The following is a 25,746-nucleotide window of genomic DNA, read 5'->3' as shown; positions in this document are numbered from 1 at the left end:
GAGAAGGGCGCGGCTCAGCGGGGTGCGCCGGGCGGTGCCGCCGGCCTGGACCCCGCCCCCAACAGGAGGCAGACCACGGTGGCTGCGGCCCCGGCGGCGGGCACGACCGCCCCGGCGGCCGGCTGCCCGGCGAGGCTCCCGGCGGCGAGGCTGCCGAGCGCGCTGCCCACCCCCATCGACTGGACGAGCCACGCGTTGACCTCGTTGGCGCGGCACGCGGGGGTACGGCGGCCCAGGGCCAGGAAGGCGGAGCCCACCACCGGCGTGAGGAACAGCCCGGGCATGGTGACCGCGGCCACGGCACCGACGCCCGGATGCGGGCCGTCGAGGCAGGCCAGGGGGATCCATCCCGCGCAGAACGCGGCCGCGGACACCCGCAGCGTCCGCAGCGGCACCCCGCGCCGGGCGCCCCGGCCGTACGCCAGGCCGCCGAGGAACGCGGACGCGGAGAAGGCGGCCGGGATCAGCCCCGACAGGGCGGGCCAGTGCAGGCTTTCGGCCGCGGAGACGGCCCACACGTTCATCGAGCCGATCGCCGACCCGGTGCCGGTGAGCGCCAGGTACAGCGTGACCATGTCGCGGGTCGGCAGGGGCGCGGCCGTCCGCCCGCGCGGGACGGTTTCGGTCGCGGGCCGGCTGCGGTGGAAGGGCGAGGTGAGGACGAGGAAGGTGCCGGCCAGGCTCGCCAGGCCGGTCGCCGCGAGGGCGGCCGCCGGGCCGTGGGCCGCGGCGAGCGCGCCGGTCAGCAGCGGCCCGGCGACGTAGAGCAGCCCCTGGGAGCCGATGTCGATGCCCAGGGCCGTCCGCTGCTGCTCCGGGCTGGGGAGCAGGGCCGGCCAGAGGGCCCGCAGGCTCGTCTCCAGCGGTGGGGTGCAGGCCCCCGCGACGGCCACGGCTCCGGCGACGGCCACGGCCGTCGCGGCGGAGGGGCGGCCCGCCCCGGGCCCGTACACCGGCAGCAGCAGGCAGCCGGCGTGGACGGCGGCCAGGGGGCCGATGGTCCGGACGCACCCGTACCGGTCCAGCAGCCGCCCCTTGACCGGCTGGAGGAGGGCCGAAGCCAGCACGTACACGGCGCTGAGCAGGCCGCCGAACGCGACCGATCCCTCCGCCTCCGCGGCCCACAGCACCAGGGCGAGGGGCGCCATCCCCGAGGGCAGCCGCCCCAGCAGGGCGCCGGTGAGCAGCCTCGCGACGTGCGGCGTCCTGAGGACCGTGCCGAGGGTGGGCAGGTCGGCGGAGGGGGCGGCCGGGGGAACGGGTCAGCCTTTCCGTACCGGCACGGGGTCCGCGAAGCCCGGCATCGCTGGCTCCTTCCGGAGGCGGGAAGGGGGAATGCCTCCGTCCGGGAATTCTTCGCAGCCGCCGGTCCGCCCGGGAGCCACCACGGCCATGATCACCCGAATGGGGGCCCGGGATCAGCTTCCGGGTGCCATGTCGTACGTGACCCACGTCGTCCGGGCGGCCACCTGGTCGTACTTGCCGCGCGCCCGGTAGTTGCCGTCGGCGGTGATCCAGCGCACCACGCTCCAGCCGCGCTCGGCCGCGATCTCGCGCAGCCGGCCGAGCAGCAGGTCCGCCGCCCCCGAGCCGCGGCCGGCGGGGTCGACGAACAGGTCGTCGAGGAAGCAGCCGACCGTGGCCGACAGGGGCCGGGCGAACGGCCGGTAGTGGGCCAGGCCCACCAGTCGGCCCTCGGCGTCCTCGGCGACGAGGGCCTGCACCTCGTGGCCGGGGCCGTTCACCCAGGACCACACCCGTCCGGCCATCTCCTCGGTCTGCTCGACCCGGTAGAAGTCGGCGTAGCCGCGGTAGAGGGCGCGCCACCCGTCGAAGTCCTCCGCGCGGACCGCACGCACCTTGATTCCGGCCGACATGGCCTCACACTCCCCGATTCCGGACGACGGACGCACCCGCACGGCCTTGCGCGGTGCGGGTGCCGGTGCCGGGTGCCAGAAGACGATCATCCGGGAGGCGCTCCGCCCGGGCTGCCTCCGGGGTGTCGAAAAGCGCTGCCCCGATGTGCCGCGCCGGACAATGCGCCGGAGCCGCTCACCGTGCCCGCGCTCGCTCGCCCGCGGGCTGCGGCGGATCCGGAACGGAACCGGCCATGGCCGGGGTTTTTCGATGGACACCGCCTGCCGTGTCAGGGATGGTTGCGCGATGGAGCACAAGATCACAGTTGCGCCCGGAATCACCCTCTGGGCCGAGGAACACGGCGATCCGGCCGCCCCGCCCCTGCTGCTCGTCATGGGCGCGAACGCCTCGGGCCTGGCCTGGCCGGACTCCCTCGTGGCCGCCCTCGCCCGCCGCCACCGCGTCATCCGCTACGACCACCGCGACACCGGCGCCTCCACCTGGTCCTTCGACGAGCACCCGTACGGGATCACCGACCTCGCCGACGACGCGATCGCCGTACTCGACGCCCTCGGCGCCGACGCGGCCCACGTCGTCGGCATGTCCATGGGCGGCATGCTCACCCAGCTGCTGCTGCTCGACCACCCGGACCGGATCCGCTCCGCCACCTTCATCGGGACCATGGCCCTGGACGGCGGCCCCGCCGGGAGCGAGATCGACCCCGAGCTCGCGGCCGTGTGGAACACCATGGCCGACCCGCGCGACCGCGCGGCCGAGCTCGACTGGCGGGTGGAGCACTGGCGCGTCCTGAACGGCGGCGAAATCCCCTTCGATCCCGAGGAGTTCCGCAGGTCGGAGGAGCGGATCATCGAGCACTCCGGGCGCCACGATTCCCCCACCGCCCACGCCCGGGTCGGTACGGAAGGCCTCGACCGGGCCCCGGAGCTGGCAGCCGTCACCGTCCCGGCCCTGGTGATCGACCCGCCCCGGGACCCCGTCGCCGGGACCGCCCACGCACGGCACCTGGCCGGCCTCCTCGGCCGCGCCCGGGTGGCCACCGTCCCCGGCCTCGGCCACGCCCTGCCGGAGTCGGCCGTACCGCGGCTCGCCGAGCTGATCCTGGAACACACCGCCGGGGCAGGCTGAGGGGGGCACCCGGTCAGGGCCGCGGGTGGATCGGTCCGGCGCGGGCCTGTCGCCCTCCGGTCCGGCGGGTCAGGGCCGGATGCCGTCGCAGGCGACCCACAGGTGGCGCGGCCCGCGCAGCACCGCGTTCTGCCGGTAGGGCGGCGGATCCTCCAGCAGGCGCGGGTTCTCCAGCCGCCGGGCCAGCTCGCTCAGCGCCTTCTGCGCCTCCAGCCGGGCCAGCGGGGCCCCGAAGCAGCTGTGGATGCCGCTGCCCAGCCCCAGGTGCTGGACGTCCTTGCGGTCCGGGTCGAAGCGGTCCGGGTTCTCGAACCGCTGCGGGTCCCTGTTGCCGGCGGCCAGCATCAGCCACATCGGGGACCCCTTGGGGATGGTCACCCCGCGCACCTCGATGTCGACCAGCGGGGTGCGCTGCGGCAGCATCTGCACCGGCGGCTCGAACCGCAGCAGCTCCTCCACCATCGGCACCGCCAGCCCCGGTTCGGCACGCAGCCGCTGCAGGACGTCCGGGTTGCGCAGCAGCGTCAGCATGCCGTTGGTGATCAGGTTGACGGTGGTCTCGTGGCCGGCGATCAGCAGCAGCGCGGCCGTGCTGAGCAGCTCCATGGTGGACATGGCCAGGTCGCCGTGGCCGGTGGCCAGCTGGGACAGCATGTCGTCCTGCGGGTTCTTCCGCCGCTCCTCGATCAGCCCGGCCAGGTACATGCCCAGTTCCATCCGGGCGTCGTGGGTGACCTTCTCCCGCTCCTCCGCGTTCGCGTCCGGATCCGGGTCCAGGCTCGCCGCGAGGGTGTCGGCCCACACGTGGAACCGGGCCTCGTCCTCATGCGGCACGCCGAGCAGCCGGCAGATCATCGTCACCGGGAACGGGTACGAGAACTGGTCGACGATGTCGATGCGTTCGGTGCCCTCGCCGCTGCCGGACGTCCCGTCCGCGATGTCGTCGATCAGCCCCTTGACGGTGTCCTCCAGGTCCCCGCGCATGTCCTCGATCCGGTGCGGCGCGTGCGGCGGCCCGAACGGGCGGTTGGTCAGCCGGCGCAGCCGGTCGTGCTCGGGCGGGTCCAGCTTCAGGAAGCTCGGCGGCAGGGCCCCGCCCTCGCCGCCCTCGTCCTCCTCGCCCAGCGGGTCCGCGCCGCCCGCCGTCCGGTTGCGCGTGTCGGAGCTGAGCCGCGGGTCGTGCAGCAGGCCGCGGATCTCGTAGTACGTGCTGACCACGTACGGCCCCTCGCCGTCGTGGTGGACCGGCGTCTTGCGCAGCTCCTCGTACAGCGGATACGGGTTGGAGCGGTGGGCGTAGTCCAGGATGTCGGTCAGGATGCCTTGTTTCATGACGGTTCCAGGTCCTCCGGAGGGCGCGCGGGTCGGTCAGTGCCCGGCGGGGGTGAACGTCATCCGCCGGTCGGCCGGCGAATATCCGCTGAGGGTGACCGTCGGTCCGTGCGTGGGAACCGACGGGTCGGGGAAGTCGGCGTCCATCGGCCTGCTCCCCTCGGAGCGCCGGTCCACGGTCGGGAACGGCGGCGGGAACGGCGCGGTCAGCTCGATCTGCTTCTCGTAGAACTCCAGCCAGCGCGCGTTGTCGAAGGTGACCGCGCCGATCACCCGGCCCTGGTACCCGTACACCCCGGTGAACCGGCGCTCGGCGCGCGAGCCCTGGGTGATCATGATCTCGGTGCCCATGGACGGCACGCCGACGGACTTGATGTTCACGCCGAACTGGGAGGACCAGAACGCCGGAACCCAGATGTGCGGACGCCGGTCCGCGCTCTCGCTGAGCATGTTGTGGGCCGCGGTCTCCGCCTGGCAGACGGCATTGCCCCAGTGTTCAAGCGACAGGAACTGGTATCCGAACAGCGGGTGCGGGGAACGGGCGACGTCCCCGGCCACGTAGATGTCGTCGGTGACGATGCCCATGATGTCGAAGGCCCGGCAGCCCGCGTCGCAGGCGATGCCGCGCGGACCCGCGCCCAGCCCGGAGCCCGTCAGCCACTCGGTGTTGCGCTGCGCGCCCAGGCAGACGACGACCACGTCGCACTCCACCGCGGCGCCGTCGGACAGGTGCGCGGCCCGGACCCGCCCGGTCGAGTCGCCCTCCAGCCCGGTCACCATCACGCCGGTGCGCAGGTCCACGCCGTGTTCCCGGTGGAGTTCGCCGGCCACCTGGCCGATGACCCCGCCGAGCGCGCCCACCAGCGGGGCGGCGCCGCGTTCGGCGACGGTGACCTCGATCCCGCGCTCCCGGCAGGCCGAGGCGATCTCGGACCCGGTGAAGCCGGCGCCGATGACCAGGACCCGGCGCGGTCCCGCGTCGAGCCGCCGGGCGAGCGCCGCCCCGTCGTCGCGGGTGCGCAGGACGAAGACGCCGTCGAGTTCGGCCTCCGTCTGGTTCGGCCAGGGCCGGGCCCGCACCCCGGTGGCGATCATGAGCCGGTCGTACGGCACCTCGTCGCCGTCGGCCAGCCTGATCCGCTTCCCCGCCATGTCCAGGCCGCTCGCCGCCACACCGAGCCGCCACTCGGCGTCGATCCCGCGGCGGCGGGGGAGCGCGGTGCGCTCGGCGGTCGTCTTGCCCAGCAGCACCTGCTTGGACAGCGGCGGGCGGTCGTACGGCTCGTACGGCTCGTCACCGATCAGGGTGAGCGAGCCCTTGAAGCCCTTCTCGCGGAGGGTTTCGGCGGCCCGCAAGCCGGCCAGGGAGGCACCCACGACGACGATCCGGCCGCTGCTCTTGAGCTGCTCCAGCGCCGTGTCAGGCATCGGAGGCCTCCAGATCCTCGACGAGGATCGCCTGGACGGGACAGGCCGCGGCCGCCTGGGCCACGCGCTCGCGCTGGGCGGCCTCCGCCTGCGGGTCGTAGAGAAGTCCCTCGTCCCCGTGCATCGCGAAGACGTCGGGCGCCAGGAAGGCGCACTGCGCGTACCCCTGGCACCGGTTCAGGTCGACGACAAGCCTCAGCAAGGTACGGTCCTTTCGGTGGCCCCCTCGGCTTCCCGGCCCAGCGTGCGGGACACGGCCGGGAACAGCCCGTCAGACAAGGCCGTTCGAGTGACGCGGCGGCTGCGGCTGCGGGCCGCGCCGGGCGACGCGCAGCACGTACAGGCTGAGGACGAGGGCCCACACCGGGAACACCATCTCCGACCACGGCACGGACGCGCCCACCACCAGCAGGACCAGCCCGACGAGGAACCCGAACGCGCTGAGCGGACGCGGGAGGACGCCGAGCCGGCGCCCGATGGCCGAGGTGGCGAAGGCGAAGACGGCGGCCATCCGCATCGCGTACGTGGTGAGCAGCGTGTACGCGAAATGCCGGCCGAAGGCCTCCGGCTGGTCCGCGGCGAGCACGGTGCCCGCCGCGGCGGTGGCCCCGAACAGCGCGGCGACGAACACCAGCCCGCTGCCCAGGAACACGGTCGCGAGGAAGCGGTCCTCGGCCTCGCCGGTGTGCTCCCGCAGGGCGCCCATGAACCACAGGAAGGCGATGCCGGCGAACGGCACCATGTGCACCGCCGCGCTGACGGCGGACCGCGTGCCCTCGTCGACGGTGATCTCGTCCCCGCCCGCTCCCGACGGCAGCGCCGTGCGGACGAGGACGATCGCCGCGCCCAGCAGCACGGCGAAGGCCACCCCGGCGAAGCCCGCTGCTCGCGGTGTGCTCAGGCCGGCTTCCCGGGACGCGCCCGGCAGGTGTTGTCTCATCCCACCAGCAAGCCGCCCCGGAGGCCCGGCTGCCAGCGGGACCACCCGCCCGGGTGACCCGGCGTATCCGCCTTGACGAAGGGTCAACACCTGTTGGCCGTTGGGGCGCCGGGCGTGCCGACGGGCCGCGTCACCGCCGCCGGCCGGATGCCCGCCCTCGGGAAGGCCCTGGCGGAGGCGGCCGCGGCTCAGTAGACGAGCTTGTACGTCACATCGTGCGGCACCGGCTCCGGAGCGGCCTCGGGGTAGACCAGGCGGATCACGGTGAAGCGGTGCGTACCGGGCCGGTCGGGCCACGCCCTGGGGTGGCTGAGGGTGACGTGCACCGGGTACGGGCGGAACCGGCCGGCCGCGCAGTACGGGCGGCAGTCGTTGACCATGTCGGTGCCGGTGGCCGTCGCGGTGGCCGGGCCCCACGTGTGCCAGCGCAGCCCGACGAGGCGGTTGTTGCCGTCGCCGCAGGCGAGGAGGTACTCCTCCGGCCGCACCTGCGGCTCCTCGAAGCAGTCGACGACCACGACCGGCGCGGGCGCGGGCGCGGGGGCCGGGGCCGAACCGGCTCCGGGTCCGGCTGCGTTGGCGACCGGTACGGATGCGACGGCCAGTGCGGCTGCCGCGCACAGGAGTGCCGCGGTCCGTGCCCGGGAGGCGATGGTGCCGGTGCGTCGACGGGTGCCCGCTGTGTCCACGAGACCCCTCCTTGCCCTCGCGTGCCGCCGCGGCGACGGCTGTGCCGCGGCCACCGCCAGCTTCCCGCATCGGAGCCCGGCCCGCACCCGCAGACCGTCGGCGCGGGCTCCGGTCTGTCCGCTTTCGTCCGGCCTCGCGGGCCTCGGACCGCACCGATTCGGTCAAGCTGAATGGCCGTTCGATGAACCGCGAGCGGCCTGCAGCAGGTCAGGAGGCTCCCTACGGCACACAGGCGCCACCGTCACGGCGCGTCGACGGCCGGCTACGCAGGGGTCGCACCCCGTGTGAGCTGCCCGAACGTCCGGTCGGTCTCCGATATCCGAACGTGGTGTCCGTAAATCGCACGTGGGTATGCGACCCGCCTTCGGGTCCGGCAGACTCGGCCACGTCGAAACGCGATATCGCAAGAAAGTATCGCGCTCAACCTTTGAATCGAAAGTTGGTCCTGTCGTGCGTTACCGCTTCGCTGCCGTCTCCGCCGCCGCCCTCCTCTGCGTGGCCGGCGCCACGGGCCTGGCGGAGGCCAAGCCCGCAAGCCTGTACGCCCCGTCCGCCATGGTCTTCGCCGTCGCCAAGGGCGACGACCCCGCCACCGCAACCTTCCTCCGGGCCTCCACCCTGAGCTGCGCGCCGAGCGCCCAGGGAACGCACCCCGACGCCAAGGCGGCCTGCGCGGCGCTGAAGTCCACCGACGGCAACCTCGACCGCCTGCTGTCCGCCCCGAACCCGGACCGGGCGTGTCCGATGCACTACGACCCCGTCACCGTGACCGTCGACGGCGTGTGGGAGGGCAGCCACGTCTCCTGGAAGAACACCTTCTCCAACACCTGCGTCATGAACGCGACCCTGAACGGCAGCCCCGTCTTCGTGTTCTGACCTTCCCCGCTCCCGGCCCGACCGCCACGGGCCGGCCCCCCACGCGTACGGTTCAGCAGGCGCGCACCGGCTGGAGGTTGTGGACGTACCGCGCCGAGACCCAGCCGTTGACGCCCTGGAGCCGGTACCACTGCGGGTTGCCCGCCACCCAGCCGCCCCGCTTCTCGCAGTTGAGGAGCACGCGTTGCTGCGGGCGCAGCAACGCGACCGCGGCCGAGTACACCGTCGGGTTGCTGCGGACCTTCAGGTCGACCCGGGAGACCACGATCCCCTGCGGATGGGCGGCCCTCGCAGCTGTTCGTTCCGGCGCCGCCGAGGCGCCCGCGTGGCCCGCGGCAGTCCAGCCGCCCGCCCCCAGCACCGCACCCGCCACCAGCGCAGACACCGCTGCCGCGTTCTTCACCATCAGCTCGTCTCCTGCCCGCACGTCGACACCGGACCCGCGGGCGCCGGCTGCGGAGCCCGCCTGCCTCGACTATCGGCGGCACGGCCGCGGTCCGGCCCGGGACACGCCCGGACCCACCCGCACGGAGGACCGCCGCCTGCGCCGGAGACGCAAACGGCCGATGGCGGCAGGGCGACCGGCTGTCGAACGCCGTCACCCGCCGCCACCGGCCTCCCGAGTCCATCCCCGCCCTCACCGGCGCAGATCACCGGGGTGCGTCACCGAGGAGCCGGAGCGCCGTGCGGACCCGCTCCTCACCAGTAGTGTCTGCGGCCCGCCACGGCGTGCCCGGCCGCACCGAGCACCCACAGCACCACGCCAATCAGAACGAGGATCAGGCCGAGCGTCCACAGGATCGAGATCCCGAACACCAGGCCGATGATCAGCAGAATCACTCCGAGCACAATCACGAGAACCTCCTCGCCCCCCTGAACGGGACTCCCTGCGTCTACCACTGATGTGGCGCGGCATGCCTGCGGACCGGGGGAATCCCGATCGGAGGGGAACGGAGGGGGAGCGGAGGCGGGTCGACGAGGGGAGGAGGCCGGGCCTCACTGCTCCTTGAGCACCGAGAGGATGTTGCCCGCGGGGTCCTTGAACCAGGCGATCTCGGGGCCGCCGTCGTTCTCGCGGGCGATGCCCTTCTCGTCCTGGCCGAAGCCCTCGTACCGTTCGAACACCACGCCCCGCGCCGCCAGGCCGTCGACCGCCGCATCGATGTCCGGCACGGGGAAGTTCAGCACGGTGAACGTGGCGGGCTCGTGGTTGTCCTTCGGGTACAGCAGGACGTCGTTGCCGCCGGCCAGGTGGAGGACGAGCATCCCGCCGTCCTCCGAGACCCGCAGCCCGAGCGTCGATCCGTAGAAATCCCTGACGTCCTCGATCCGCTGTACCGAGAAACCGCTGAAGGCCCTGCTGTCCGCCAGCATGGCGCATCCCTTCGTTCGGGGTCGGGTTCGGCCACAGAGGTGCGGCCCTCGTCGTCCATCGTCCCTCCGGACCGGGGCGGGTGCACGGCCCCCGCGCCGGTCGCCTCGACCGTCCGGGTGAGGGCGAGCCGTCCCGGCGGTGCCGTCAGGCGCCGTCGAGCACGTCGTGGAGGGCCTCGGCGAACGCCTCCGGGTCACCGTGCTGGCCGTACTCGCCGCCGAGGAAGCCCCCGTGGTGGCTCGGGAACAGCGTCAGCCCGATGCCCAGCCCGTCGGCGACCCCCGCCGCGGCCCGCGCCGGGAACTGGCCCTCCGACTCCTTGCCCGCCACGACGACGATCCGCGTGCCGGCCGCGCGCAGCGCAGGGAAGTCCGGCCGGTACGAGGTGCAGCCGCGCATGTTCTGCCCCAGCAGCGGGTCCCCGCGCGAGCCGTCGTCCTCGGCCGGCAGCCCGAAGTCGGCCGGGTTCGGGACGGGCTCGTCCCGCCGGTTCTCCTGGAAGGGGCCCGTCCGCATGGTCGCCGCGAGGAACTTGGCCATCGCCGGCCCCATCCCGTCGCGCAGGTACGTGCTGTGGATGTCCGCGCAGACCGCCAGCGCCGCCTCCCGGTCCGGCAGGACCTGCGCCGTCGGCGGCTCGTGCGCGACGAGGGTCCGCACCAGCTCCGGGTGACGCGCCACCAGGGCCAGGCCGTTGACGGCGCCGCCGCTGCTCGCGAACACGTCGACCGGGCCCACCCCGGCGGCCTCGATCACCCGCCGCAGGTCCTCGGCGTGCTCCTCGGGCAGGGTCTCCGCCGCGCCGTCGGTGCGGACGCTCCGGCCGGCGCCCCGGGGGTCGTACGTGATGACGGTCCGGTCGGTGAAGTGCGACGCCAAAGTGGCGAAGCCGGTGGCGTCCATCGGCGAGCCGATGAGGAACAGGGCCGGCGACCGGCCGGCCTGCCCGGCTTCCCCGTCCGCGCCGGGTCGCACGTCGTACGCGACCGTGGCGCCCGTCGATTCCAGGGTGCGGGTTGCGGTCTCGGTCATGGTGGTTCCTCCAGGTCGGTGCTGTCAGACATACAGACCGGGCCGGCCGCCCGAACTCATCGCTCTCCGCAGAAGTTTTTTCGGGTCGGGCGGATTTCCGCCGGCGGGCAGGCCGTGCCGGACGGTGTCAGGCTGGGGAAGGAGCTCCCACAGCACTCCCGTCACCTTGCGGAGCCCGTCGGCGGCACGGCCGAGACCCGCATCTCGTTCACCCCGGTCCTCGGCGAGGCCGGCGGGTACTGCGCATCCGGCGACGAGGCGGCCGTCGCGCCCTCGATGGTCGTGGGCGTCGCGGGCGGACGGCTCCAGCTGGCACCGGAGGACGGCGGGGACTTCGCGCTGTGCGGCACCGTCGTACGGGCCACCGCTTTCCGCGCGTCCTCCTGACCGCCCCCGCGTCGCCCCGCTCCCGATGGCGGGTGAGCCGCGTCTCACCTGACACCGCCCGCTTGTCTATGCAACGAGTTGCATAGCAGGATCTCCGTATGGCGCTCGACCACGCGATCCTCGTCTCCCTGCTGGAGAAGCCGGGCTCCGGCTATGAGCTGGCCCGCCGGTTCGACCGGTCCATCGGCTACTTCTGGACCGCCACCCACCAGCAGATCTACCGCGTCCTCAAGCGCATGGAAGCCGACGGCATGCTCGCCGTCCGCGAGGTCCCGCAGCAGGGCCGACCGGACAAGAAGGAGTACTCCGTCGCCGGCCCCGGCCGCACCGCCCTCTCGCGGTGGCTGCACGACCCGATCGAACCCGAGAGCCTCCGCCACGACCTCGCCGTGAAGATCCGCGGCGCGGCCTTCGACGACCCCGCCGCACTGATCGGCGAGGTCGAACGGCACCGCCGGGTGCACAGCGACCGCCTCGCCCACTACCTCGCCGGGGAAGTCCGCGACTTCACCGTCCCCGAGGCCCCCGCACCGCTCGACGCGGGCCGGGAACTCCAGCACGTCGTGCTGCGCGGCGGCATCGCCTACGAGCGGATGACGATCGCCTGGCTCGACGACGTCCTCGGCACCCTCCACAGACTCGGCGCGGCACCGCCGGCCGCGACCGACTGAACCGCACCGCACCGCACCGCCCCCCCCACGCGGCGCACCTCCCACCGCACGGTTGCGCACCCGCGCTCCCGCGCAGCCGCGCTCCGGCGCTCCCGCGCAACCCCTCGACTCCCAACCCCTCGGAAGGCGAACCTCCATGACCGATCCGCTGCTGTTCAACCCGCACACGTACGACCCGGCGCACTTCGACCCCGAGACCCGCAGGCTGCTGCGCGCCACCGTCGACTGGTTCGAGGCGCGGGGCAAGCGCAAGCTGATCGAGGACTACCGCGACCGGGCCTGGCTGGCGGACTTCCTCGCGTTCGCCGCGAAGGAGGGCCTGTTCGCCACCTTCCTCACCCCGGCCTCCGCCGCCCGGCAGGACGACCAGCGCTGGGACACCGCCCGGATCGCCGCCCTCAACGAGATATTCGGCTTCTACGGCCTCGACTACTGGTACGCCTGGCAGGTGACCATCCTCGGCCTCGGCCCGGTCTGGCAGAGCGACAACGCCGCCGCGCGGGCCCGCGCCGCGGAACTCCTCTCCCAGGGCGAGGTGTTCGCCTTCGGCCTCTCCGAGAAGTCCCACGGCGCCGACATCTACTCCACCGACATGCTGCTGGAGCCGGCCGGCGACGGTGCCGGCGGCTTCCGGGCCACCGGCTCCAAGTACTACATCGGCAACGGCAACGCCGCCGGACTCGTCTCCGTCTTCGGCCGCCGCACCGACATGGAGGGCCCGGACGCGTACGTCTTCTTCGCGGCCGACAGCCGCCACCCGAACTACCACCTCGTCAAGAACGTCGTGGACTCCTCCAAGTACGTCAGCGAGTTCCGCCTCGACGACTACCCGGTCGCGGCGGAGGACGTCCTGCACACCGGCCGAGCCGCCTTCGACGCCGCCCTCAACACCGTCAACGTCGGCAAGTTCAACCTCTGCACCGCCTCGATCGGCATCTGCGAGCACGCGATGTACGAGGCCGTCACCCACGCCCACAACCGCATCCTCTACGGGCGGCCCGTCACCGCCTTCCCGCACGTGCGCCGCGAGCTGGCCGACGCCTACGTCCGCCTCGTCGGCATGAAGCTGTTCAGCGACCGCGCCGTCGACTACTTCCGCACGGCCGGCCCCGACGACCGCCGCTACCTGCTCTTCAACCCGATGACGAAGATGAAGGTGACCACGGAGGGCGAGAAGGTCATCGACCTCATGTGGGACGTCATCGCCGCGAAGGGCTTCGAGAAGGACAACTACTTCGCCCAGGCGGCCGTCGAGATCCGCGGCCTGCCCAAGCTGGAGGGCACGGTCCACGTCAACCTCGCGCTGATCCTCAAGTTCATGCGCAACCACCTGCTGGAGCCGGTCGAGTACCCGGCCGTCCCGACCCGCCTCGACGCGGCCGACGACGACTTCCTGTTCCGGCAGGGCCCGGCCCGCGGCCTCGGCTCCGTACGCTTCCACGACTGGCGGCCCGCCTTCGACGCGTACGCCGAGGTGCCGAACGTGGCCCGGTTCCGCGAGCAGGCCGACGCCCTGTGCGAGTTCGTCGCCACCACGGCCCCCGACGAGGAGCAGAGCCGCGACCTCGACTTCCTGCTCTCCGTCGGCCAGCTGTTCGCGCTGGTCGTGCACGGCCAGCTGATCCTGGAGCAGGCCCGCCTGACCGGCCTGGACCAGGACGTCCTGGACGAGCTGTTCTCCGTCCTCGTCCGCGACTTCTCCGGCCACGCCGTCGAGCTGTACGGCAAGGACTCCGCCACGGCCGAGCAGCAGGCCTGGGCGCTGGGCGCGGTCCGCCGCCCCGTCGTCGACGAGGAGCGCGCGGCCCGCGTCTGGGCCCGCGTCGAGGCCCTGTCCGGGGCCTACGAGATGGCCCCGTAACAGCACGGGAAACGGGCGGCCTCCCCACGCGATGCGGAGGCCGCCCGCGGCCGTCCCCCGGCTCAGCCGATCAGCCGCCGCTTCCAGGCCAGCGGGGTGACCGTGACGGCCCGGCCCGGGTCGCCGTCCCACGAGGTGGGCAGGCCCGCCCGGGTGAGGGCGGCGACGACCTCCCGGCCGACCGCGGCGGTGGTCTCGGGCGAGCCGTCGAAGCCGCCGTACAGCAGGGTCAGGCCGTGGCCGGCCGCCGCGGCGTCCGTGCACTGCGTGTGGAAGTAGACGAAACCGCGGGCATCCGGACTCCCCGCCGCGCCTATCTCGCCGTTGCCGCAGGTCCGGCAGCAGGTGAAATGCTCGCGGGCCGTGATCCCCGCCGCGTCCAGCTCGGCGAAGGCCCGGGACAGCCGTTCCGGGTCGGTCTCGCCCTCCCAGCCGGCCTGCTCCTCGACCCGCTCCCGCCACATCCGGTCGGCCAGCGCCTCGGCCTGGGCCCGGGAGACGGGCCGGCGGCGCCTCCCCGACACGAGGTGGTCCTCGGCCAGCTCGGCGAGCTCGGCCCGGGTCGCGTAGCCGCCCACGAGCACCTCGCGGACCCGGTCCTCCAGCTGCCGCCGCTGCTCGTCGGCGATCTCGATCGGCGGCACCGGCTTGGCCTTCGGGAACTCCAGCTGCTCCCAGACGAGCCCGGAGTCCCAGCCGTCCCGGCGCCCGCCCGCCCAGGCCGTGATGGCGGACACGACCGCCTCCGGGCTGCCGACCGAGGTCTGGAAGTGCCGGTCCGGGCTGTCGGCACGGTGCTCCAGCGTGTAGTCCTCGCCGGTGCGGTGCCACACCTGGATGAAGAGGTCCGGCAGGTCCGGAATCGCCTGGACGACCAGGAAGTGGTCGCCGTCGCCGCCGATCCGGTGGACGAGCGCCGCGAGTTCCCCCTCGGCGGGCCGGACGTGCCGCGGGCCGGGTTCGGTCAGGATCGTGATGTCGAGCATGGCGGCCACTGTGCCAGGCCCCACCGACAACAGGACCTGCCCCGGTCCCGGATGCCGGGTGCCGGACCCGGCGCCCGGCATCCGGGCGACTCCGTCAGACCAGCGTCCTCGTCAGCAGCTGCGTGGCCTTGACGATCACGTCGTTGTCCCGCGGAGCGGTCGCCTCCGGCTTGGTGGTGAGGATGGCCATCACCACCGGCGGCCGTCCCGGCGGCCAGGCGATGCCCACGTCGTTGTTGGTCCCGTACGACCCGGCACCGGTCTTGTCCCCGAGCGCCCACTCCGCCGGCACGCCCTTGCGCATCCGCTCGCTGCTCGTGGTGTTGGCCAGCAGCCACCGGTTCAGCTGCTCCCGGTGCCGCGGGGACAGCGCGTTGCCCAGCGCGAGCCGCGTGTACGTGAGCCCGATCGCGCGGGGGCTGGTGGTGTCGGTCACCCGGTCGGGCTCGGCCGAGTTCAGCGCGGGCTCCCACCGGTCGAGCCGGGTCGTGCGGTCCCCGAGGGAACGGCAGAAACGGGTGACCGCGGTGGGGCCGCCCAGCTCGCGGAGCAGCAGGTTCGCGGCCGCGTTGTCGCTCTGGGCGATGGCGGCGGAGCACAGCTCGGCCACGGTCAGGCCGTTGGCGATGTTCTCCTTGACCTTCGTGATCTCACCGCCGCCGGCGTCCGTGACGTCCTGCAGCGTGTAGTGGATGCGCTTGGCGAGGTGGGTGCCGTCGTGGTCGAGGTCCCGCAGCACCGCCGCCACGGCGACGGTCTTGAACACCGAGCACATGGGGAAGAGCTCGTCGGCGCGGTGCAGGACGGTCCGGCCGGTGGCGGTGTCCCGTGCGTACACCCCCAGCCGTACCCCGCGTTCGCGCTCCAGCTCGCGCAGCTGTGCCACGACGCCGTCGGCGCGGGACGGCGAGGCGGCGCGGGCGGTGCCCGCCGGCAGGGCCACGGCCAGCGCCGCCCCCGCCCCCGCGGTCAGCAGCGCACGACGGGACGGTGTTGCTCCCGGTGTCTTCACGTCAGCCTCTCCTCTGTCTTGCTCGTGGTGGTCGGTCACGTGACAGGAAAGACGCCAAACAAGATCATTTCGGTTCCCGGGGGCCGCCCGGAGCCCACCCGGGGCCCACCCCGGAGCCTGGGGCCCGCCCGGGGAACGGGCCGCGCCGCCGCGGGGGCCTACCGCCGCCCCGGCCCGTACAGCAGCGCCTCCAGCCCGTGCGCGGCCGCCGACCGGGTGAAGTCCTGCCAGCCGATCGAGCCGTCGCCGTCCGAGTCGATCAGCTCGAACGCGGCGGTCGCGTCCCGTCCGGGCACCCCCTTGACCTCCCGCCACACCGTGAAGTCGTGCAGGTCCATCAGCCCGTCCCCGTCCCGGTCGGCCACGGTGAACTGTGCGTGCAGGACCGCCATCACCTCCGCCGAGCCGGAGGGTGCGCCCGAGGCCGCCTCCGAGGCGGGCAGGGAGTCGAACCACTCCCGGTACTCCTGCCGGTCGATCCTCCCGTCGCGGTCACGGTCGACGAGCTCGGCCTGCCGCTCCCACAGCGCCTCGTTCGCCTCGATCAGGGCGCGCCCCTTCGGGGAGTGGGGCCCCATGCCGTACGACTGCAGCAACTGTTCGGCGCTGGCCCGGTAGTCCTCCGCGGACAGCACCCCGTCCCCGTTCGTGTCCAACCGGTCGAAGATCTCGTCGGCCACCGCCGCCTTCTTGACGCTCATGCCGGGAGCGTAGGCGGCGCCGGTGCGCAGACCTTCCGATTGACGCACTCGGGGGCGTGTCCCGGCAGGGGCGTCGCCGGGGCCGGGGCCGGGCCGCCGGCCGCTCAGGCGAGGGCCGCCAGGACGCGGTCCGGGGTGAGGGGGAGTTCGCGGATCCGGCGGCCGCTCGCGTGGTGGAAGGCGTTGCCGATGGCCGCCGCCGTGCCGACGATGCCGATCTCGCCGATGCCTTTGCTGCCCATCGGGTTGAGGTGCTTGTCGTGCTCGTCGAGCCAGTGCACCTCGATGTCGGGCACGTCGGCGTGGGCGGGTACGTGGTAGGCGGCGAGGTCGTTCTCGGTGAAGTCCCCGAAGGCGGGGTCCATGGTGCTGTGTTCGGTGAGGGCCATGCCCAGTCCCATGACCATGCCTCCGACGAGCTGGGAGCGGGCGGTGAGCGGGTTGAGGATGCGGCCCGCGGCGAAGACGCCGAGGAGCCGCCGGACCCGTACCTCACCGGTGACGGTGTCGGCCTGCACCTCCGCGAAGTGGGCGCCGAACGCGTGCCGGGCGTACGGGGACTTCTGCTTGACGGAGGCCGTCGTATCGGCGGGGACGGACACCCCTGCCTCGGGGAGCGGGCCGCTGCGGCGGGCGAGGAGGGCGACGAGGCCGGTACAGGCGTCGTGGACCGCCCACCCCCAGGATGCGGTGCCCGACGAGCCTGCGGCCAGTGAGCCGTGTGGCAGCGCGGAGTGCCCGATCTCCACCGTGACCCGGTCCGGGGGGACGCTCAGCGCGTCGGCGGCGATCTGCCCCAGGACGGTGCGTGCGCCGGTCCCGAGGTCGGTGGCGTTGGTCTGGACGAGGTACGTGCCGTCGGGGAGGGCGTGGGCCCGCGCCGAGGACGGGGCGATGTACACCGGGTAGGTGGCGGCGGCGACGCCGGTGCCGATCAGCAGCGGGCCGTCCCGGCGGGGCGTGCGGTGCGCGGCCCAGTCGAACCGGGCGGCCCCTTCGCGCAGGCATGCGACCAGATGGCGGCTGCTGAAGGGGCGGCCGGTGTCGGGTTCGGCGTCGGGCTCGTTGCGGATGCGCAGCTCGACGGGGTCGATGCCGAGGGCTGAGGCCAGCTCGTCCAGCGCCGATTCCAGGGCGTACATGCCGGGGCACTCGCCGGGCGCCCGCATCCAGGAGGGCGTGGGCACGTCGAGGGGGACGACGCGGTGGGTGGTGAGGAGGGCGGGCGCGGCGTACATGACGCGGGCGGGGACGGCGGCCTGTTCGACGAACTCCCGGATGCGTGAGGTGTGGGTGGTGACCTCGTGGGCGAGCGCGGTGAGCGTACCGTCCGTGCGGGCGCCCAGGCGTACGCGGTGCAGGGTGGGCGGGCGGTGGCCGACGACGGCTGCGAGGTGGCGTCGGGGCAGGGCGAGGGTGACGGGGCGGCCGGTGTGCCGTGCGGCCATCGAGGCGAGGACGACGTGCGGGCGCGGGGTGCCCTTGCAGCCGAAGCCGCCGCCGATGTGTTCGCAGACCACCGTGACGCGGTCTTCGGGCAGTTGGAAGAGGGAGGCCAGTGTGGTGCGTACGAGTCCGGATCCCTGGCTGGAGTCGTAGACAGTAAGGGATTCGGAGCCGGGCTCCCAGTGGGCGGTGGCGGCGTGCGGCTCCATGGGGTGGTTGTGCAGCGGCGGCACGGCGTACGCGCAGTCGACCCGGACGGGCGCGGCGGCGAACGCGGCGGCCGCGTCGCCCTTCTCGCGGTGGCCGGGATAGCCGCCGTTGACCTGTTCGGGGGTGTAGGCGGCCGGGTGGTCGGCGTGCAGGACGGTGTCGTGGGGCGCGGTGTCGTAGGTGACGCGGACGGCTGCGGCCGCCTCCCGGGCTGCCTCCGGCGTCTCGGCCACGGCCAGGGCCACGTACCAGCCGCGGTGGGGCACCTCGGGGTCCTGGAGCACGCGGAGCGTGGGATCGTCGGCGGGGCCCAGCCGGGGCGCGTCGAAGGGGGTGAGGACGGCGAGGACGCCGGGCAGGGCGAGCGCGGCGGCGGTGTCGACGGCGGTGACGCGTCCGAGGGCCACGGTGGCCGGGACCGGCCATCCGTAGGCCCGGTCCGGCGGGGCGTACTCGGCCGCGTAGCGGGCCGTTCCGGTGACCTTCTCCCTGCCCTCGCGGCGAGTGGCGGGGCTGCCGAGGGCGGGTGCCTGGGCGGCGGGGCTGGGATCCATGGCGGGTCCTCGCGATCCGGGGAGGGGGCGAAGGGGCGAAGGAGTGCAGGTGTGCGGGGGTGCAGGTGTACAGGGGGTTCAGGAGCGGGTGCCGCGGGCGAGGGAGTTCAGCACGTCGCAGGCGAGGTTGCGGGCGAGGGGGACCTTGAAGGCGTTGTCGCGCAGCGGCTCCGCCCGGTCGAGCTCGGCCTCGACGGCCTCCCGTACAGCGCTCTCGGTGGGGGCGGCGCCCCGCAGCCGCTCCTCCGCGGCCTCGGCGCGCCAGGGCCGGTGGGCGAGCCCGCCGAAGGCGAGCGCGACATGGCGCACGCGTCCTTCGGCGACGTCGAGCACCGCGGCGACGGAGGCGAGCGCGAAGGCGTACGAGGCGCGGTCGCGGGCCTTGCGGTAGCGCGAGGGAAGGCCGGCGCGCCCAGGCGGGAGCGTGACCGCGGTGACGATCTCGCCGGGCTCCACGACGGTGTCCGCCTCGGGGCGCTCGCCCGGCAGCCGGTGGAACGCGGCCGCGGGGACGGTCCGGACGCCGTCCGGGCCCTGGAGCTCGACGGCCGCGTCGAGCGCGGAGAGCGCCACGGCCATGTCGGAAGGGTGGGTGGCGATGCACTGCGCGGAGTGGCCGAGGACGGCGTGGTCGCGGTGGACTCCGTCCCGGGCGCCGCAGCCGGTGCCCGGATCCCGTTTGTTGCAGGGCTTGGACACGTCCTGGAAGTAGGGGCAGCGGGTGCGCTGGAGCAGGTTGCCGCCGGTGGTGGCGACGTTGCGCAGCTGGGCCGACGCGCCGGCCAGCAGGGCCTGCGACAGGGCGGGGTAGCGGGTGCGGACGAGGGGGTGGACGGCGAGGTCGCTGTTGCGGACTCCGGAGCCGATCCGCAGGCCGCCGTCCGCGGTCTCCTCGACGGAACCGAGCGGCAGCCCGGTGAGGTCGACGAGGGTGTCGGGGGCTTCGACACCGAGCTTCATGAGGTCGACGAGGTTGGTGCCGCCGCCGAGGTAGCGGGAGCCGGGCCTGGCGCCGTGGGCGGCGATGGCCTCGGGGATGCCGGTGGCGCGCACGTACGCGAACGGCTTCACGCGACCACCCGCCCGCCGTCGCGGGCCGCCACGACGTCCCGGACGGCGTCCACGATGCGGGGGTACGCGCCGCACCGGCACAGGTTGCCGCTCATGGCCTCGGCGATCCCGGCGCGGCTGAGGTCCGCGCCGTCGGGGTCGGCGGCGGCCTCGTCGAGCAGGCCGACGGCGGAGCAGAGCTGCCCGGGCGTGCAGTAGCCGCACTGGAAGGCGTCCCGTGCCAGGAAGGCCTCCTGCAAGGGGTGCGGCCCCCGCCCGTCGTCGCCCAGTCCTTCCACGGTGGTGACCTCCGCGCCGTCGTGGGCGACGGCGAGCAGCAGGCAGGCGTTGGCGCGCCGCCCGTCGAGCAGGACGGTGCAGGCACCGCACTGGCCGTGGTCGCAGCCCTTCTTGGCGCCGGTCAGGCCGAGGTGCTCCCGCAGCAGGTCGACGAGGGTGACCCGGTGGTCCACGTCGAGCTCGTACCGCTCGCCGTTCACGTGCAGCGCGACGCGGGAGCGCGTCTCCTGGGTGGGATGTACCACAGAGGCCCCTTTGTCCCTGAATGTCGATGTACCCCACTTCGCATAACCGGTCGGCGCGGATTTCACACCTCGCGCGTAGGGCAAGCGGGTACGCCGGCGCTCGTGGCCGGGGGCGGGGCCGGGTCGGGCCGCTGACCCGGCCCCGGCGGGCGTCAGTTGTTCGAGCCCACGACGTTGCTGAAGCCGGCGTTGAACACGTCGTCGCCGGCGATCTGGAGCCAGTCGCCGAAGACGATGTTGTACACGGCCGGCTGCGTGATGGTCACGTTCACGTCGGCGCTCGCGGTGCCGGCCGCCCCGAAGACGATGGCGGCGGCGGCAACAGCGGCAAAGGCGGAACGAAGAGAACGCATGAGTGCACCTTTCGGGAGGAAGAGGGACAACCCAGAAGGTAGGGGTGCGAACAGCCGCTGTCGCGACGGCTGTCCGGGCAAAGGCGAGTCCCAGCCGAATGGACGAGTCGCCGCTCCGGCGGGCCCGCACCGTCCGGCGGGAGCGGCTACCGTGCCCTGGTCCAGCAGTTCCGCACGCCGCCGGAGGCCTCACCGTGACCACGGACGACACGCAGCCCAGCCTGCCCACCTTGCGCGCCCTGCTCGCCGCGAGCCGGCTCGGCATCCTGGCCACCATCAAGTCCGACGGCCGCCCGCAGCTCTCCCCGGTCATGCCCAGCTACGACCGCGAGACCAACACCCTCTACGTCTCGACGACCGAGGGGCGCGCCAAGACCGCGAACCTGCGCCGGGACCCGCGCGCCACCCTGGAGGTGACCGGCCCGGACGGCCGGTCCTGGGCCACCGCCGAGGGCGTGGCGACCCTCACCGGCCCGGGCACCGACCCGTACGGTCCCGAGGTCGAGGCGCTGGTGGACTACTACCGGCGGGCCGCGGGCGAGCACCCGGACTGGGAGGAGTACCGGTCCGTGATGGTGTCCGACCGGCGCGTCCTCCTGACCATGACGGTCGACCACCTCTACGGCGCGGTCCTCGGCTGACCCTGGCGACCCCTCGGCCGCCCGTCCGCCGGCACGGGACGGCTCGGTCGGTCGAGGGAGCAGAAACGTTTCCGGGGTGAATTCGTGTCGGCCGGACGGGTGACGGGCCCGCCCGACCCGTGTCGCTGCCGCGGCGGGGCTCGCTACAACGCTTCCCGTGAAGCCGAGCACGCCCCGCGCCACCGCCACCCTCGCCGCCGCCGTCCTCGCCACGGCCCTCACGGCCTGCCCGGGCCCGCCCGCGGCGGCCGCCGCAGTGCCCGATCCCGTCGTCTTCGTACACGGCTGGAACAGCGACGGCTCGGTCTGGGCCACCATGGCCGAACGGTTCCGCGCCGACGGCTGGCCCGCCGGCCGCCTGTACCGCTGGACCTATCCGACCAGTCAGCCGAACGCCACCACCGCCACCCGGCTCGCCGCCGAGATCGACCGCGTCCTGGCGGCGACCGGAGCCGCCAAGGTCGACCTCGTCACCCACTCCATGGGATCCCTCTCCTCCCGCCACTACCTCAAGAACCCGGCAGCCGACGGAAAGGTCGACGCCTGGGTGTCCCTCGCCGGACCCAACCACGGGACGAACGCCGCCTACCTGTGCGGCAGCGCCGCCTGCGCCGACATGCGGCCGGGCTCCCCGTTCCTCACCGCGCTGAACACCGGCGACGAAACACCCGGCCCCACCCGCTACGCCACCTGGCGGTCGCCGTGCGACCTCGTCGTCAGCCCCGGCAGCAGCGTCGCCCTCACCGGCGCGGTGAACACGGTGACCGCGTGCCTGCAGCACTCCGCGTTCCCCGCCGACAAAGCCGTCTACGAGCAGGTCAAGGTCCACATCCGCTGATGTCCGGTCAGGACTCGCCGGCGATGCGGGAAAGGCGCTTCCGCGCAGTGCCGGACATGATCCCCCTCGGGGCGGCGGGCGGGCCCCGGCTCAGAGGGAGGCGCCCCCGTCCACCACGAGCGTCTGCAACGTGATCTGCCGGGCGCGGTCGGACAGCAGGAACACCACGGCGTCCGCGACGTCCTCGGCCTCGGCCACCCGACCCGTGGGGATGCCCGGCCGGTAGCCCGACGCCAGGCCCTGCACCGAAAGCCGCCGCGCCTCCTCCGCGTCCTCCCACAGCCCCGTCAGCATCGGCGTGTCGGTCGACCCCGGGGCGACGACGTTGCAGCGCACCCCGTGCGGGGCCAGCTCCAGCCCGAGACACCGGGTGAACGCCGTCGCCGCCGCCTTCGACGCCGCGTACGCCGCCATCCCCGTACGGGCGATCCGGGCCGCGTTCGACGCCACCGTCACGATCGCGCCCCGGCCCCGCTCCACCATGCCGGCGGCGGCGGCCTGCGACATCATGAACACGCCCAGCGCATTGACCGCGAACGTCTCCTGCCACTCCTCGACCGTGCAGTCGCTCACGGGCCCGCTGTGCAGGACGCCCGCCGCGTTGACCAGGAAGTCCAGCGGACCGGCCGCCTCCTCGGCCCGCCTCACGAGGCCCCGCACCTCGTCCGGCCGCGTCACGTCCGCGACCAGCTCCACCACGGTCCCGTTGCCCTGCGCCGTCCCGGCCTTCGGCCCCGGCGTGCGGTCGACGGCGACGACCGAGGCCCCCAGATCGGCCAGCCGCCTGACGACGACCGAACCGATCCCGCCCCGCGCACCGGTGACCACCGCCGCCTTCCCGGCGAACTCGTCTGCTGCCATGTCCTGCGCTCCGTTCCCGGGGATCTGGACTTCGCGGACCACAAGAGGTGTTACCGGTGGCACCCGAAACCCTGCCGCACCCCGGACCAGGCCACCCGACCGGCGTACGACCTGCCGCGCAAGCGGATCCCGCTCGCCGGGGATCACGCTCCGCGCGACGCGGTGACCCGGCGAACCGTCAGGGGGAGCCGAGCAGGCCGAGGGCGCGGGCGCTGGGGCTGCCGGGTTCGGCCTGGTAGACGACGAGTTGCTGGCCCGGCGCCGCGCATACGTCGAAGGCCTGGTAGGTGAGGGTCAGGGGACCGACGTCCGGGTGGAGGAGGTGCTTGGCCTCCTGGGTCTTGCCCCGCACGGTGTGGGAGTTCCACAGGCGGGCGAAGTCCGTGCTGTGCTCCGCGAGGGAGCGGGTGACCTCGCGGAGCCGGGGGTTGTCCGGGTCGAGGCCCCACGCCTGGCGCAGGTGGCCCACCGTGGCCAGGGCCGCGTCACCCCAGCAGGTGTGGAACTGCCGGCCCGCCGGGTCGAGGAACGTCATGCGGGCCAGGTTGTCCGCCTGCTCGAAGGGCGAGTACAGGGCCTCGGCCAGGGCGTTGGCCGCCAGCACGTCCAGGGCCCGGTTCACGACGAGCGCCGGCGCGCCCGCGTGGCCGTCCATCAGCCGGCGCAGCGTCGCCCCGACCCGGTCCGTGGTGTGGGCGAACCCGCCGGTCGGGACCGTCCCGGCCAGCCGGTGCAGGTGCGCGCGGGCATCCGGCCCGAGGCGCAGGGCGCGGCCCAGGGCGTCGAGGACCTGGGCCGAGGGGTGGCGTTCGCGCCCCTGCTCCAGGCGGGCGTAGTAGTCGGCGTTCACCCCGGCCAGGACGGCGACCTCCTCACGGCGCAACCCCGCGACCCGGCGCACGCCGTGACTCGCCATGCCGACGTCCTGCGGCCGTACGTCCGCCCGGCGGGCGCGGAGGAACTCTCCCAGCTGGTTGTCGGTCATGTCCCCCAGGCTAGGCCGTCGGTGCGGCGGCCCGCCTGGGTGCGGTACACCCCGGCAGCACACGCCCTGGCCGGGGCTCGCCGGCCTGTCCAGACTCGGTCGGGCGGGGCGGACGGAACCGGCCCCACGGACACGATGGAGGGATTCCCCGATGACGGACACAGCGAAGGTCGTGGCGATCACCGGAGCGAGCAGCGGGATCGGGGAAGCGGCCGCGCGACGGCTCGCCGCCGACGGCCACCGCCTGCTCCTCGGGGCACGGCGCACCGACCGCCTGGAGGCCCTGGCCAAGGACATCACCGCTGCCGGGGGCACAGCGGAGTTCCGGCGGCTGGACGTCACGGACGCCGCCGACGTCCGGGCCTTCGTCGCCGCCGCCCGGGAGCGGTACGGCCGGGTGGACGTGGTGGTCAACAACGCCGGGGTGATGCCGCTCTCGCCGCTGGAGGCGCTGCAGACCGAGGAGTGGGACCGCATGATCGACGTGAACGTGCGGGGAGTCCTCCACGGGATCGCCGCCGCCCTCCCCGCGATGCGCGCCCAGGGAGGCGGGCACTTCGTGAACATCGCCTCCGTCGGCGCGTACGAGGTCTCGCCCACCGCCGCCGTCTACTGCGCCACCAAGTTCGCCGTCCGCGCGATCTCCGAGGGACTCCGCCAGGAGTCCGCCGGCACCGTCCGGGTCACCCTCGTCTCCCCGGGCGTGACCGAGTCCGAACTGGCCGACGGCATCTCCGACCCCGTGGCGAGGGAGGCCATGAAGGCCTACCGCGCCGTGGCCCTGCCCGCATCGGCCATAGCGGAGGCCATCGCGTACGCCGTGGCGCAGCCGGCGGAGGTGGACGTCAACGAGATCGTCGTCCGGCCCGCCGCCGGCACCCGGTAGCCCTCCTCCTCGCTCGCAGGAGTGCCGGCTGCGCGGTCCTGATGAGCCGGCGGGGGGCGGGGCTGCCCGGGCCCGCCCCGCCCCGCCGCGTCCGCGACCGCTGCGGGGCGAGGGCGGCGTCCCCTGGCAGCGGGTGCTCAGTCGAGGACCGCCGTGGCTTCGACCTCGACCAGGTGCTCGGGCGTGTCCAGCGCGGCGACACCCAGCAGGCTGGCGGGCGGGGCCGCGGCCACACCCAGCCTCGCGGCCGCCCGCGCGATGCCGTCCAGGAGCCGAGGCATCTTGTCGGGGGTCCAGTCGACGACGTACACGGTCAGTTTCGCCACGTCGTCGAAGGAGCCGCCGGCCCCCGCCAGTGCGGTGCCGACGTTGAGGTAGCACTGCTCGACCTGGGCGGCGAGGTCGCCCTCGCCGACCGTGGCCCCGTCGCCGTCCCAGGCGACCTGTCCCGCGATGAAGACCAGCCGCGAGCCGGACGCGACGGCCACGTGCCGGTAGGCGTCGACGTGCGGCAGTCCGTCGGGGTTGATCAAGGTGATGGCCATGCTGCTCCCTGCCTGCTGCATCACGGGCGTGCGGGCCCGTATTCCCGGCCACGGCCGCCCGTGCTCTCTTGTGGTTACTCGGAAACCGTAGGAGAGTGGCCGCTGACGTGGAAGAACGCACTTTCCGGTGACTGAGGAACCCCATGGTGACCAAGCAGCTCAAGGACGGCACGCCCGACGACGCAGACCTCTCGCGCGCGGACTCGCTGGCACGGGAGATCTTCTCGGACATCGCCAACAAGTGGGCACTCCTGATCATCGAATCCCTCGGTGAACGCACTCTGCGCTTCAGCGAGTTGCGCAGCGAGGTCGACGGCATCAGCCACAAGATGCTGACGCAGAACCTGCGCATGCTGGAGCGCAACGGCCTGGTCGGGCGGACCGTGTACCCGACGGTGCCGCCGCGGGTCGAGTACACCCTCACCGGGGCCGGCACCGCCCTGCGCGACACCGTCGCCGGCCTGTGTGCCTGGACCCACGAGTACTTCGGCCACATCGAGGACTCCCGCCGCCGCTTCGACACCTGACCGCCGGGCGC

At 73.7% G+C, this 25,746-nt stretch carries 30 protein-coding genes; 9 read left to right on the top strand and 21 right to left on the bottom strand.

All coding sequences use genetic code 11. The features are described 5' to 3' along the window. Nucleotides 1-14: 14 nt before the first annotated feature. Both ACIQUT_RS23055 and ACIQUT_RS23050 read right to left on the bottom strand, forming a co-directional pair. The gene (locus ACIQUT_RS23055) at nt 15-1,169 is read right to left on the bottom strand and encodes an MFS transporter (protein ID WP_403565354.1); all 1,155 of its coding nucleotides are present in this window, start codon (nt 1,167-1,169) and stop codon (nt 15-17) included. A 249-nt stretch (nt 1,170-1,418) separates the two neighbouring features. Beyond that, entirely contained in the window at nt 1,419-1,877 is a 459-nt protein-coding gene (locus ACIQUT_RS23050; RefSeq protein ID WP_403565202.1) for a GNAT family N-acetyltransferase, read from the bottom strand. Between the two features lie 286 nt (nt 1,878-2,163). Between ACIQUT_RS23050 and ACIQUT_RS23045 the strand changes: the two genes are divergently transcribed. Further along, nucleotides 2,164-3,003: an alpha/beta fold hydrolase gene (locus tag ACIQUT_RS23045; protein WP_403565201.1), complete on the top strand. Its 840-nt coding sequence runs from the start codon at nt 2,164-2,166 to the stop codon at nt 3,001-3,003. A gap of 69 nt (nt 3,004-3,072) precedes the next feature. Here ACIQUT_RS23045 and ACIQUT_RS23040 read toward each other — a convergent pair whose 3' ends face one another. From ACIQUT_RS23040 to ACIQUT_RS23020, 5 genes are all read right to left on the bottom strand, one after another. Next, on the bottom strand, nt 3,073-4,335 hold the full coding sequence (locus tag ACIQUT_RS23040) for a cytochrome P450 (RefSeq protein ID WP_403565199.1): 1,263 nt from the start codon (nt 4,333-4,335) through the stop codon (nt 3,073-3,075). Between the two features lie 36 nt (nt 4,336-4,371). Then, nucleotides 4,372-5,763, bottom strand: a complete 1,392-nt coding sequence (locus tag ACIQUT_RS23035) for an NAD(P)/FAD-dependent oxidoreductase (protein WP_403565197.1) — start codon at nt 5,761-5,763, stop codon at nt 4,372-4,374. After that, nucleotides 5,756-5,962 carry a ferredoxin gene (locus tag ACIQUT_RS23030; RefSeq protein WP_219667234.1) on the bottom strand — a complete coding sequence of 69 codons (207 nt, stop codon included), beginning with the start codon at nt 5,960-5,962 and terminating at the stop codon, nt 5,756-5,758. The genes ACIQUT_RS23035 and ACIQUT_RS23030 overlap by 8 nt, the downstream gene beginning before the upstream one ends. 72 nt (nt 5,963-6,034) lie before the next feature. Further along, a complete protein-coding gene (locus ACIQUT_RS23025; protein WP_403565195.1) occupies nt 6,035-6,703 on the bottom strand; it encodes a hypothetical protein in 669 nt (222 codons plus the stop codon). Nucleotides 6,704-6,891: 188 nt separating this feature from the next. Continuing rightward, nucleotides 6,892-7,392, bottom strand: a complete 501-nt coding sequence (locus ACIQUT_RS23020) for a hypothetical protein (protein ID WP_403565193.1) — start codon at nt 7,390-7,392, stop codon at nt 6,892-6,894. A gap of 451 nt (nt 7,393-7,843) precedes the next feature. Here ACIQUT_RS23020 and ACIQUT_RS23015 point away from each other — a divergent pair, with 451 nt between their 5' ends. Then, complete coding sequence (locus ACIQUT_RS23015) at nt 7,844-8,269, top strand: subtilase-type protease inhibitor (protein ID WP_403565191.1); 426 nt, start codon at nt 7,844-7,846, stop codon at nt 8,267-8,269. Between the two features lie 52 nt (nt 8,270-8,321). Here the strand turns inward: ACIQUT_RS23015 and ACIQUT_RS23010 are convergent, their stop codons facing one another. The 4 genes from ACIQUT_RS23010 to ACIQUT_RS22995 form a co-directional block, all read right to left on the bottom strand. Further along, on the bottom strand, nt 8,322-8,675 hold the full coding sequence (locus ACIQUT_RS23010) for a hypothetical protein (RefSeq protein WP_403565189.1): 354 nt from the start codon (nt 8,673-8,675) through the stop codon (nt 8,322-8,324). Nucleotides 8,676-8,968: 293 nt separating this feature from the next. After that, on the bottom strand, nt 8,969-9,124 hold the full coding sequence (locus ACIQUT_RS23005) for a DUF6131 family protein (protein ID WP_385668517.1): 156 nt from the start codon (nt 9,122-9,124) through the stop codon (nt 8,969-8,971). A 141-nt stretch (nt 9,125-9,265) separates the two neighbouring features. Then, a complete protein-coding gene (locus ACIQUT_RS23000; RefSeq protein ID WP_403565187.1) occupies nt 9,266-9,643 on the bottom strand; it encodes a VOC family protein in 378 nt (125 codons plus the stop codon). Between the two features lie 145 nt (nt 9,644-9,788). Further along, nucleotides 9,789-10,676, bottom strand: a complete 888-nt coding sequence (locus ACIQUT_RS22995; protein ID WP_403565185.1) for an alpha/beta fold hydrolase — start codon at nt 10,674-10,676, stop codon at nt 9,789-9,791. A 114-nt stretch (nt 10,677-10,790) separates the two neighbouring features. Between ACIQUT_RS22995 and ACIQUT_RS22990 the strand changes: the two genes are divergently transcribed. The 3 genes from ACIQUT_RS22990 (at nt 10,791) to ACIQUT_RS22980 (ending at nt 13,595) form a co-directional block, all read left to right on the top strand. Beyond that, complete coding sequence (locus ACIQUT_RS22990; protein ID WP_403565183.1) at nt 10,791-11,063, top strand: hypothetical protein; 273 nt, start codon at nt 10,791-10,793, stop codon at nt 11,061-11,063. Nucleotides 11,064-11,161: 98 nt separating this feature from the next. Then, nucleotides 11,162-11,734 (top strand): PadR family transcriptional regulator, encoded by a 573-nt coding sequence (locus ACIQUT_RS22985; RefSeq protein ID WP_403565181.1) that lies wholly within the window; start codon nt 11,162-11,164, stop codon nt 11,732-11,734. Between the two features lie 136 nt (nt 11,735-11,870). Further along, nucleotides 11,871-13,595, top strand: coding sequence for an acyl-CoA dehydrogenase family protein (locus ACIQUT_RS22980; protein WP_403565179.1), 1,725 nt, complete (start codon nt 11,871-11,873; stop codon nt 13,593-13,595). Between the two features lie 62 nt (nt 13,596-13,657). Here the strand turns inward: ACIQUT_RS22980 and ACIQUT_RS22975 are convergent, their stop codons facing one another. The 7 genes from ACIQUT_RS22975 to ACIQUT_RS22945 form a co-directional block, all read right to left on the bottom strand. Further along, nucleotides 13,658-14,581, bottom strand: coding sequence for a DUF6891 domain-containing protein (locus tag ACIQUT_RS22975; RefSeq protein WP_403565177.1), 924 nt, complete (start codon nt 14,579-14,581; stop codon nt 13,658-13,660). 94 nt (nt 14,582-14,675) lie between these two features. Then, nucleotides 14,676-15,593, bottom strand: coding sequence for a class A beta-lactamase (bla, locus tag ACIQUT_RS22970; RefSeq protein ID WP_403565175.1), 918 nt, complete (start codon nt 15,591-15,593; stop codon nt 14,676-14,678). 158 nt (nt 15,594-15,751) lie between these two features. Then, complete coding sequence (locus tag ACIQUT_RS22965) at nt 15,752-16,294, bottom strand: EF-hand domain-containing protein (protein ID WP_403565173.1); 543 nt, start codon at nt 16,292-16,294, stop codon at nt 15,752-15,754. Nucleotides 16,295-16,398: 104 nt separating this feature from the next. Continuing rightward, nucleotides 16,399-18,504, bottom strand: coding sequence for a xanthine dehydrogenase family protein molybdopterin-binding subunit (locus ACIQUT_RS22960; protein ID WP_403565171.1), 2,106 nt, complete (start codon nt 18,502-18,504; stop codon nt 16,399-16,401). A gap of 78 nt (nt 18,505-18,582) precedes the next feature. Next, the gene (locus ACIQUT_RS22955) at nt 18,583-19,575 is read right to left on the bottom strand and encodes an FAD binding domain-containing protein (RefSeq protein WP_403565169.1); all 993 of its coding nucleotides are present in this window, start codon (nt 19,573-19,575) and stop codon (nt 18,583-18,585) included. Next, nucleotides 19,572-20,099, bottom strand: a complete 528-nt coding sequence (locus ACIQUT_RS22950) for a (2Fe-2S)-binding protein (protein ID WP_403565167.1) — start codon at nt 20,097-20,099, stop codon at nt 19,572-19,574. The genes ACIQUT_RS22955 and ACIQUT_RS22950 overlap by 4 nt, the downstream gene beginning before the upstream one ends. A 152-nt stretch (nt 20,100-20,251) precedes the next feature. Next, complete coding sequence (locus ACIQUT_RS22945; RefSeq protein WP_179176650.1) at nt 20,252-20,452, bottom strand: hypothetical protein; 201 nt, start codon at nt 20,450-20,452, stop codon at nt 20,252-20,254. 194 nt (nt 20,453-20,646) lie between these two features. Here ACIQUT_RS22945 and ACIQUT_RS22940 point away from each other — a divergent pair, with 194 nt between their 5' ends. Beyond that, complete coding sequence (locus tag ACIQUT_RS22940) at nt 20,647-21,093, top strand: PPOX class F420-dependent oxidoreductase (RefSeq protein ID WP_403565165.1); 447 nt, start codon at nt 20,647-20,649, stop codon at nt 21,091-21,093. 157 nt (nt 21,094-21,250) lie between these two features. Further along, entirely contained in the window at nt 21,251-21,931 is a 681-nt protein-coding gene (locus ACIQUT_RS22935) for an esterase/lipase family protein (protein ID WP_403565164.1), read from the top strand. A gap of 90 nt (nt 21,932-22,021) precedes the next feature. Here ACIQUT_RS22935 and ACIQUT_RS22930 read toward each other — a convergent pair whose 3' ends face one another. Beyond that, on the bottom strand, nt 22,022-22,792 hold the full coding sequence (locus tag ACIQUT_RS22930) for an SDR family oxidoreductase (protein WP_403565162.1): 771 nt from the start codon (nt 22,790-22,792) through the stop codon (nt 22,022-22,024). Between the two features lie 178 nt (nt 22,793-22,970). Then, complete coding sequence (locus tag ACIQUT_RS22925) at nt 22,971-23,777, bottom strand: helix-turn-helix transcriptional regulator (RefSeq protein WP_403565160.1); 807 nt, start codon at nt 23,775-23,777, stop codon at nt 22,971-22,973. Between the two features lie 151 nt (nt 23,778-23,928). On the opposite strand from ACIQUT_RS22925, the gene ACIQUT_RS22920 reads away from it, so the two are divergent. Next, on the top strand, nt 23,929-24,663 hold the full coding sequence (locus tag ACIQUT_RS22920) for an SDR family oxidoreductase (RefSeq protein ID WP_403565158.1): 735 nt from the start codon (nt 23,929-23,931) through the stop codon (nt 24,661-24,663). A 137-nt stretch (nt 24,664-24,800) separates the two neighbouring features. Here ACIQUT_RS22920 and ACIQUT_RS22915 read toward each other — a convergent pair whose 3' ends face one another. After that, nucleotides 24,801-25,208, bottom strand: coding sequence for a RidA family protein (locus tag ACIQUT_RS22915; RefSeq protein ID WP_403565156.1), 408 nt, complete (start codon nt 25,206-25,208; stop codon nt 24,801-24,803). A 143-nt stretch (nt 25,209-25,351) separates the two neighbouring features. Here ACIQUT_RS22915 and ACIQUT_RS22910 point away from each other — a divergent pair, with 143 nt between their 5' ends. After that, nucleotides 25,352-25,735, top strand: coding sequence for a winged helix-turn-helix transcriptional regulator (locus ACIQUT_RS22910; protein ID WP_403565154.1), 384 nt, complete (start codon nt 25,352-25,354; stop codon nt 25,733-25,735). Nucleotides 25,736-25,746 lie beyond the last annotated feature (11 nt).

Source organism: Streptomyces sp. NPDC090445 (genome assembly GCF_044769385.1).
Taxonomy (GTDB): Bacteria; Actinomycetota; Actinomycetes; order Streptomycetales; family Streptomycetaceae; genus Streptomyces.
The sequence above is the reverse complement of the archived record's forward strand: the minus strand, read 5'-3'. Positions and strand labels throughout refer to the sequence as shown.

Excerpts from the sequence above, each read along its gene's own strand:
- ACIQUT_RS23050 (WP_403565202.1), bottom strand. The coding sequence starts at position 1,877 with ATGTCGGCCGGAATCAAGGTGCGTGCGGTCCGCGCGGAGGACTTCGAC.
- ACIQUT_RS23045 (WP_403565201.1), top strand. The coding sequence starts at position 2,164 with ATGGAGCACAAGATCACAGTTGCGCCCGGAATCACCCTCTGGGCCGAG.
- ACIQUT_RS23040 (WP_403565199.1), bottom strand. The coding sequence starts at position 4,335 with ATGAAACAAGGCATCCTGACCGACATCCTGGACTACGCCCACCGCTCC.
- ACIQUT_RS23035 (WP_403565197.1), bottom strand. The coding sequence starts at position 5,763 with ATGCCTGACACGGCGCTGGAGCAGCTCAAGAGCAGCGGCCGGATCGTC.
- ACIQUT_RS23025 (WP_403565195.1), bottom strand. The coding sequence starts at position 6,703 with ATGAGACAACACCTGCCGGGCGCGTCCCGGGAAGCCGGCCTGAGCACA.
- ACIQUT_RS23010 (WP_403565189.1), bottom strand. The coding sequence starts at position 8,675 with ATGGTGAAGAACGCGGCAGCGGTGTCTGCGCTGGTGGCGGGTGCGGTG.
- ACIQUT_RS23000 (WP_403565187.1), bottom strand. The coding sequence starts at position 9,643 with ATGCTGGCGGACAGCAGGGCCTTCAGCGGTTTCTCGGTACAGCGGATC.
- ACIQUT_RS22995 (WP_403565185.1), bottom strand. The coding sequence starts at position 10,676 with ATGACCGAGACCGCAACCCGCACCCTGGAATCGACGGGCGCCACGGTC.
- ACIQUT_RS22985 (WP_403565181.1), top strand. The coding sequence starts at position 11,162 with ATGGCGCTCGACCACGCGATCCTCGTCTCCCTGCTGGAGAAGCCGGGC.
- ACIQUT_RS22980 (WP_403565179.1), top strand. The coding sequence starts at position 11,871 with ATGACCGATCCGCTGCTGTTCAACCCGCACACGTACGACCCGGCGCAC.
- ACIQUT_RS22975 (WP_403565177.1), bottom strand. The coding sequence starts at position 14,581 with ATGCTCGACATCACGATCCTGACCGAACCCGGCCCGCGGCACGTCCGG.
- ACIQUT_RS22965 (WP_403565173.1), bottom strand. The coding sequence starts at position 16,294 with ATGAGCGTCAAGAAGGCGGCGGTGGCCGACGAGATCTTCGACCGGTTG.
- ACIQUT_RS22960 (WP_403565171.1), bottom strand. The coding sequence starts at position 18,504 with ATGGATCCCAGCCCCGCCGCCCAGGCACCCGCCCTCGGCAGCCCCGCC.
- ACIQUT_RS22945 (WP_179176650.1), bottom strand. The coding sequence starts at position 20,452 with ATGCGTTCTCTTCGTTCCGCCTTTGCCGCTGTTGCCGCCGCCGCCATC.
- ACIQUT_RS22930 (WP_403565162.1), bottom strand. The coding sequence starts at position 22,792 with ATGGCAGCAGACGAGTTCGCCGGGAAGGCGGCGGTGGTCACCGGTGCG.
- ACIQUT_RS22925 (WP_403565160.1), bottom strand. The coding sequence starts at position 23,777 with ATGACCGACAACCAGCTGGGAGAGTTCCTCCGCGCCCGCCGGGCGGAC.
- ACIQUT_RS22920 (WP_403565158.1), top strand. The coding sequence starts at position 23,929 with ATGACGGACACAGCGAAGGTCGTGGCGATCACCGGAGCGAGCAGCGGG.
- ACIQUT_RS22915 (WP_403565156.1), bottom strand. The coding sequence starts at position 25,208 with ATGGCCATCACCTTGATCAACCCCGACGGACTGCCGCACGTCGACGCC.
- ACIQUT_RS22910 (WP_403565154.1), top strand. The coding sequence starts at position 25,352 with ATGGTGACCAAGCAGCTCAAGGACGGCACGCCCGACGACGCAGACCTC.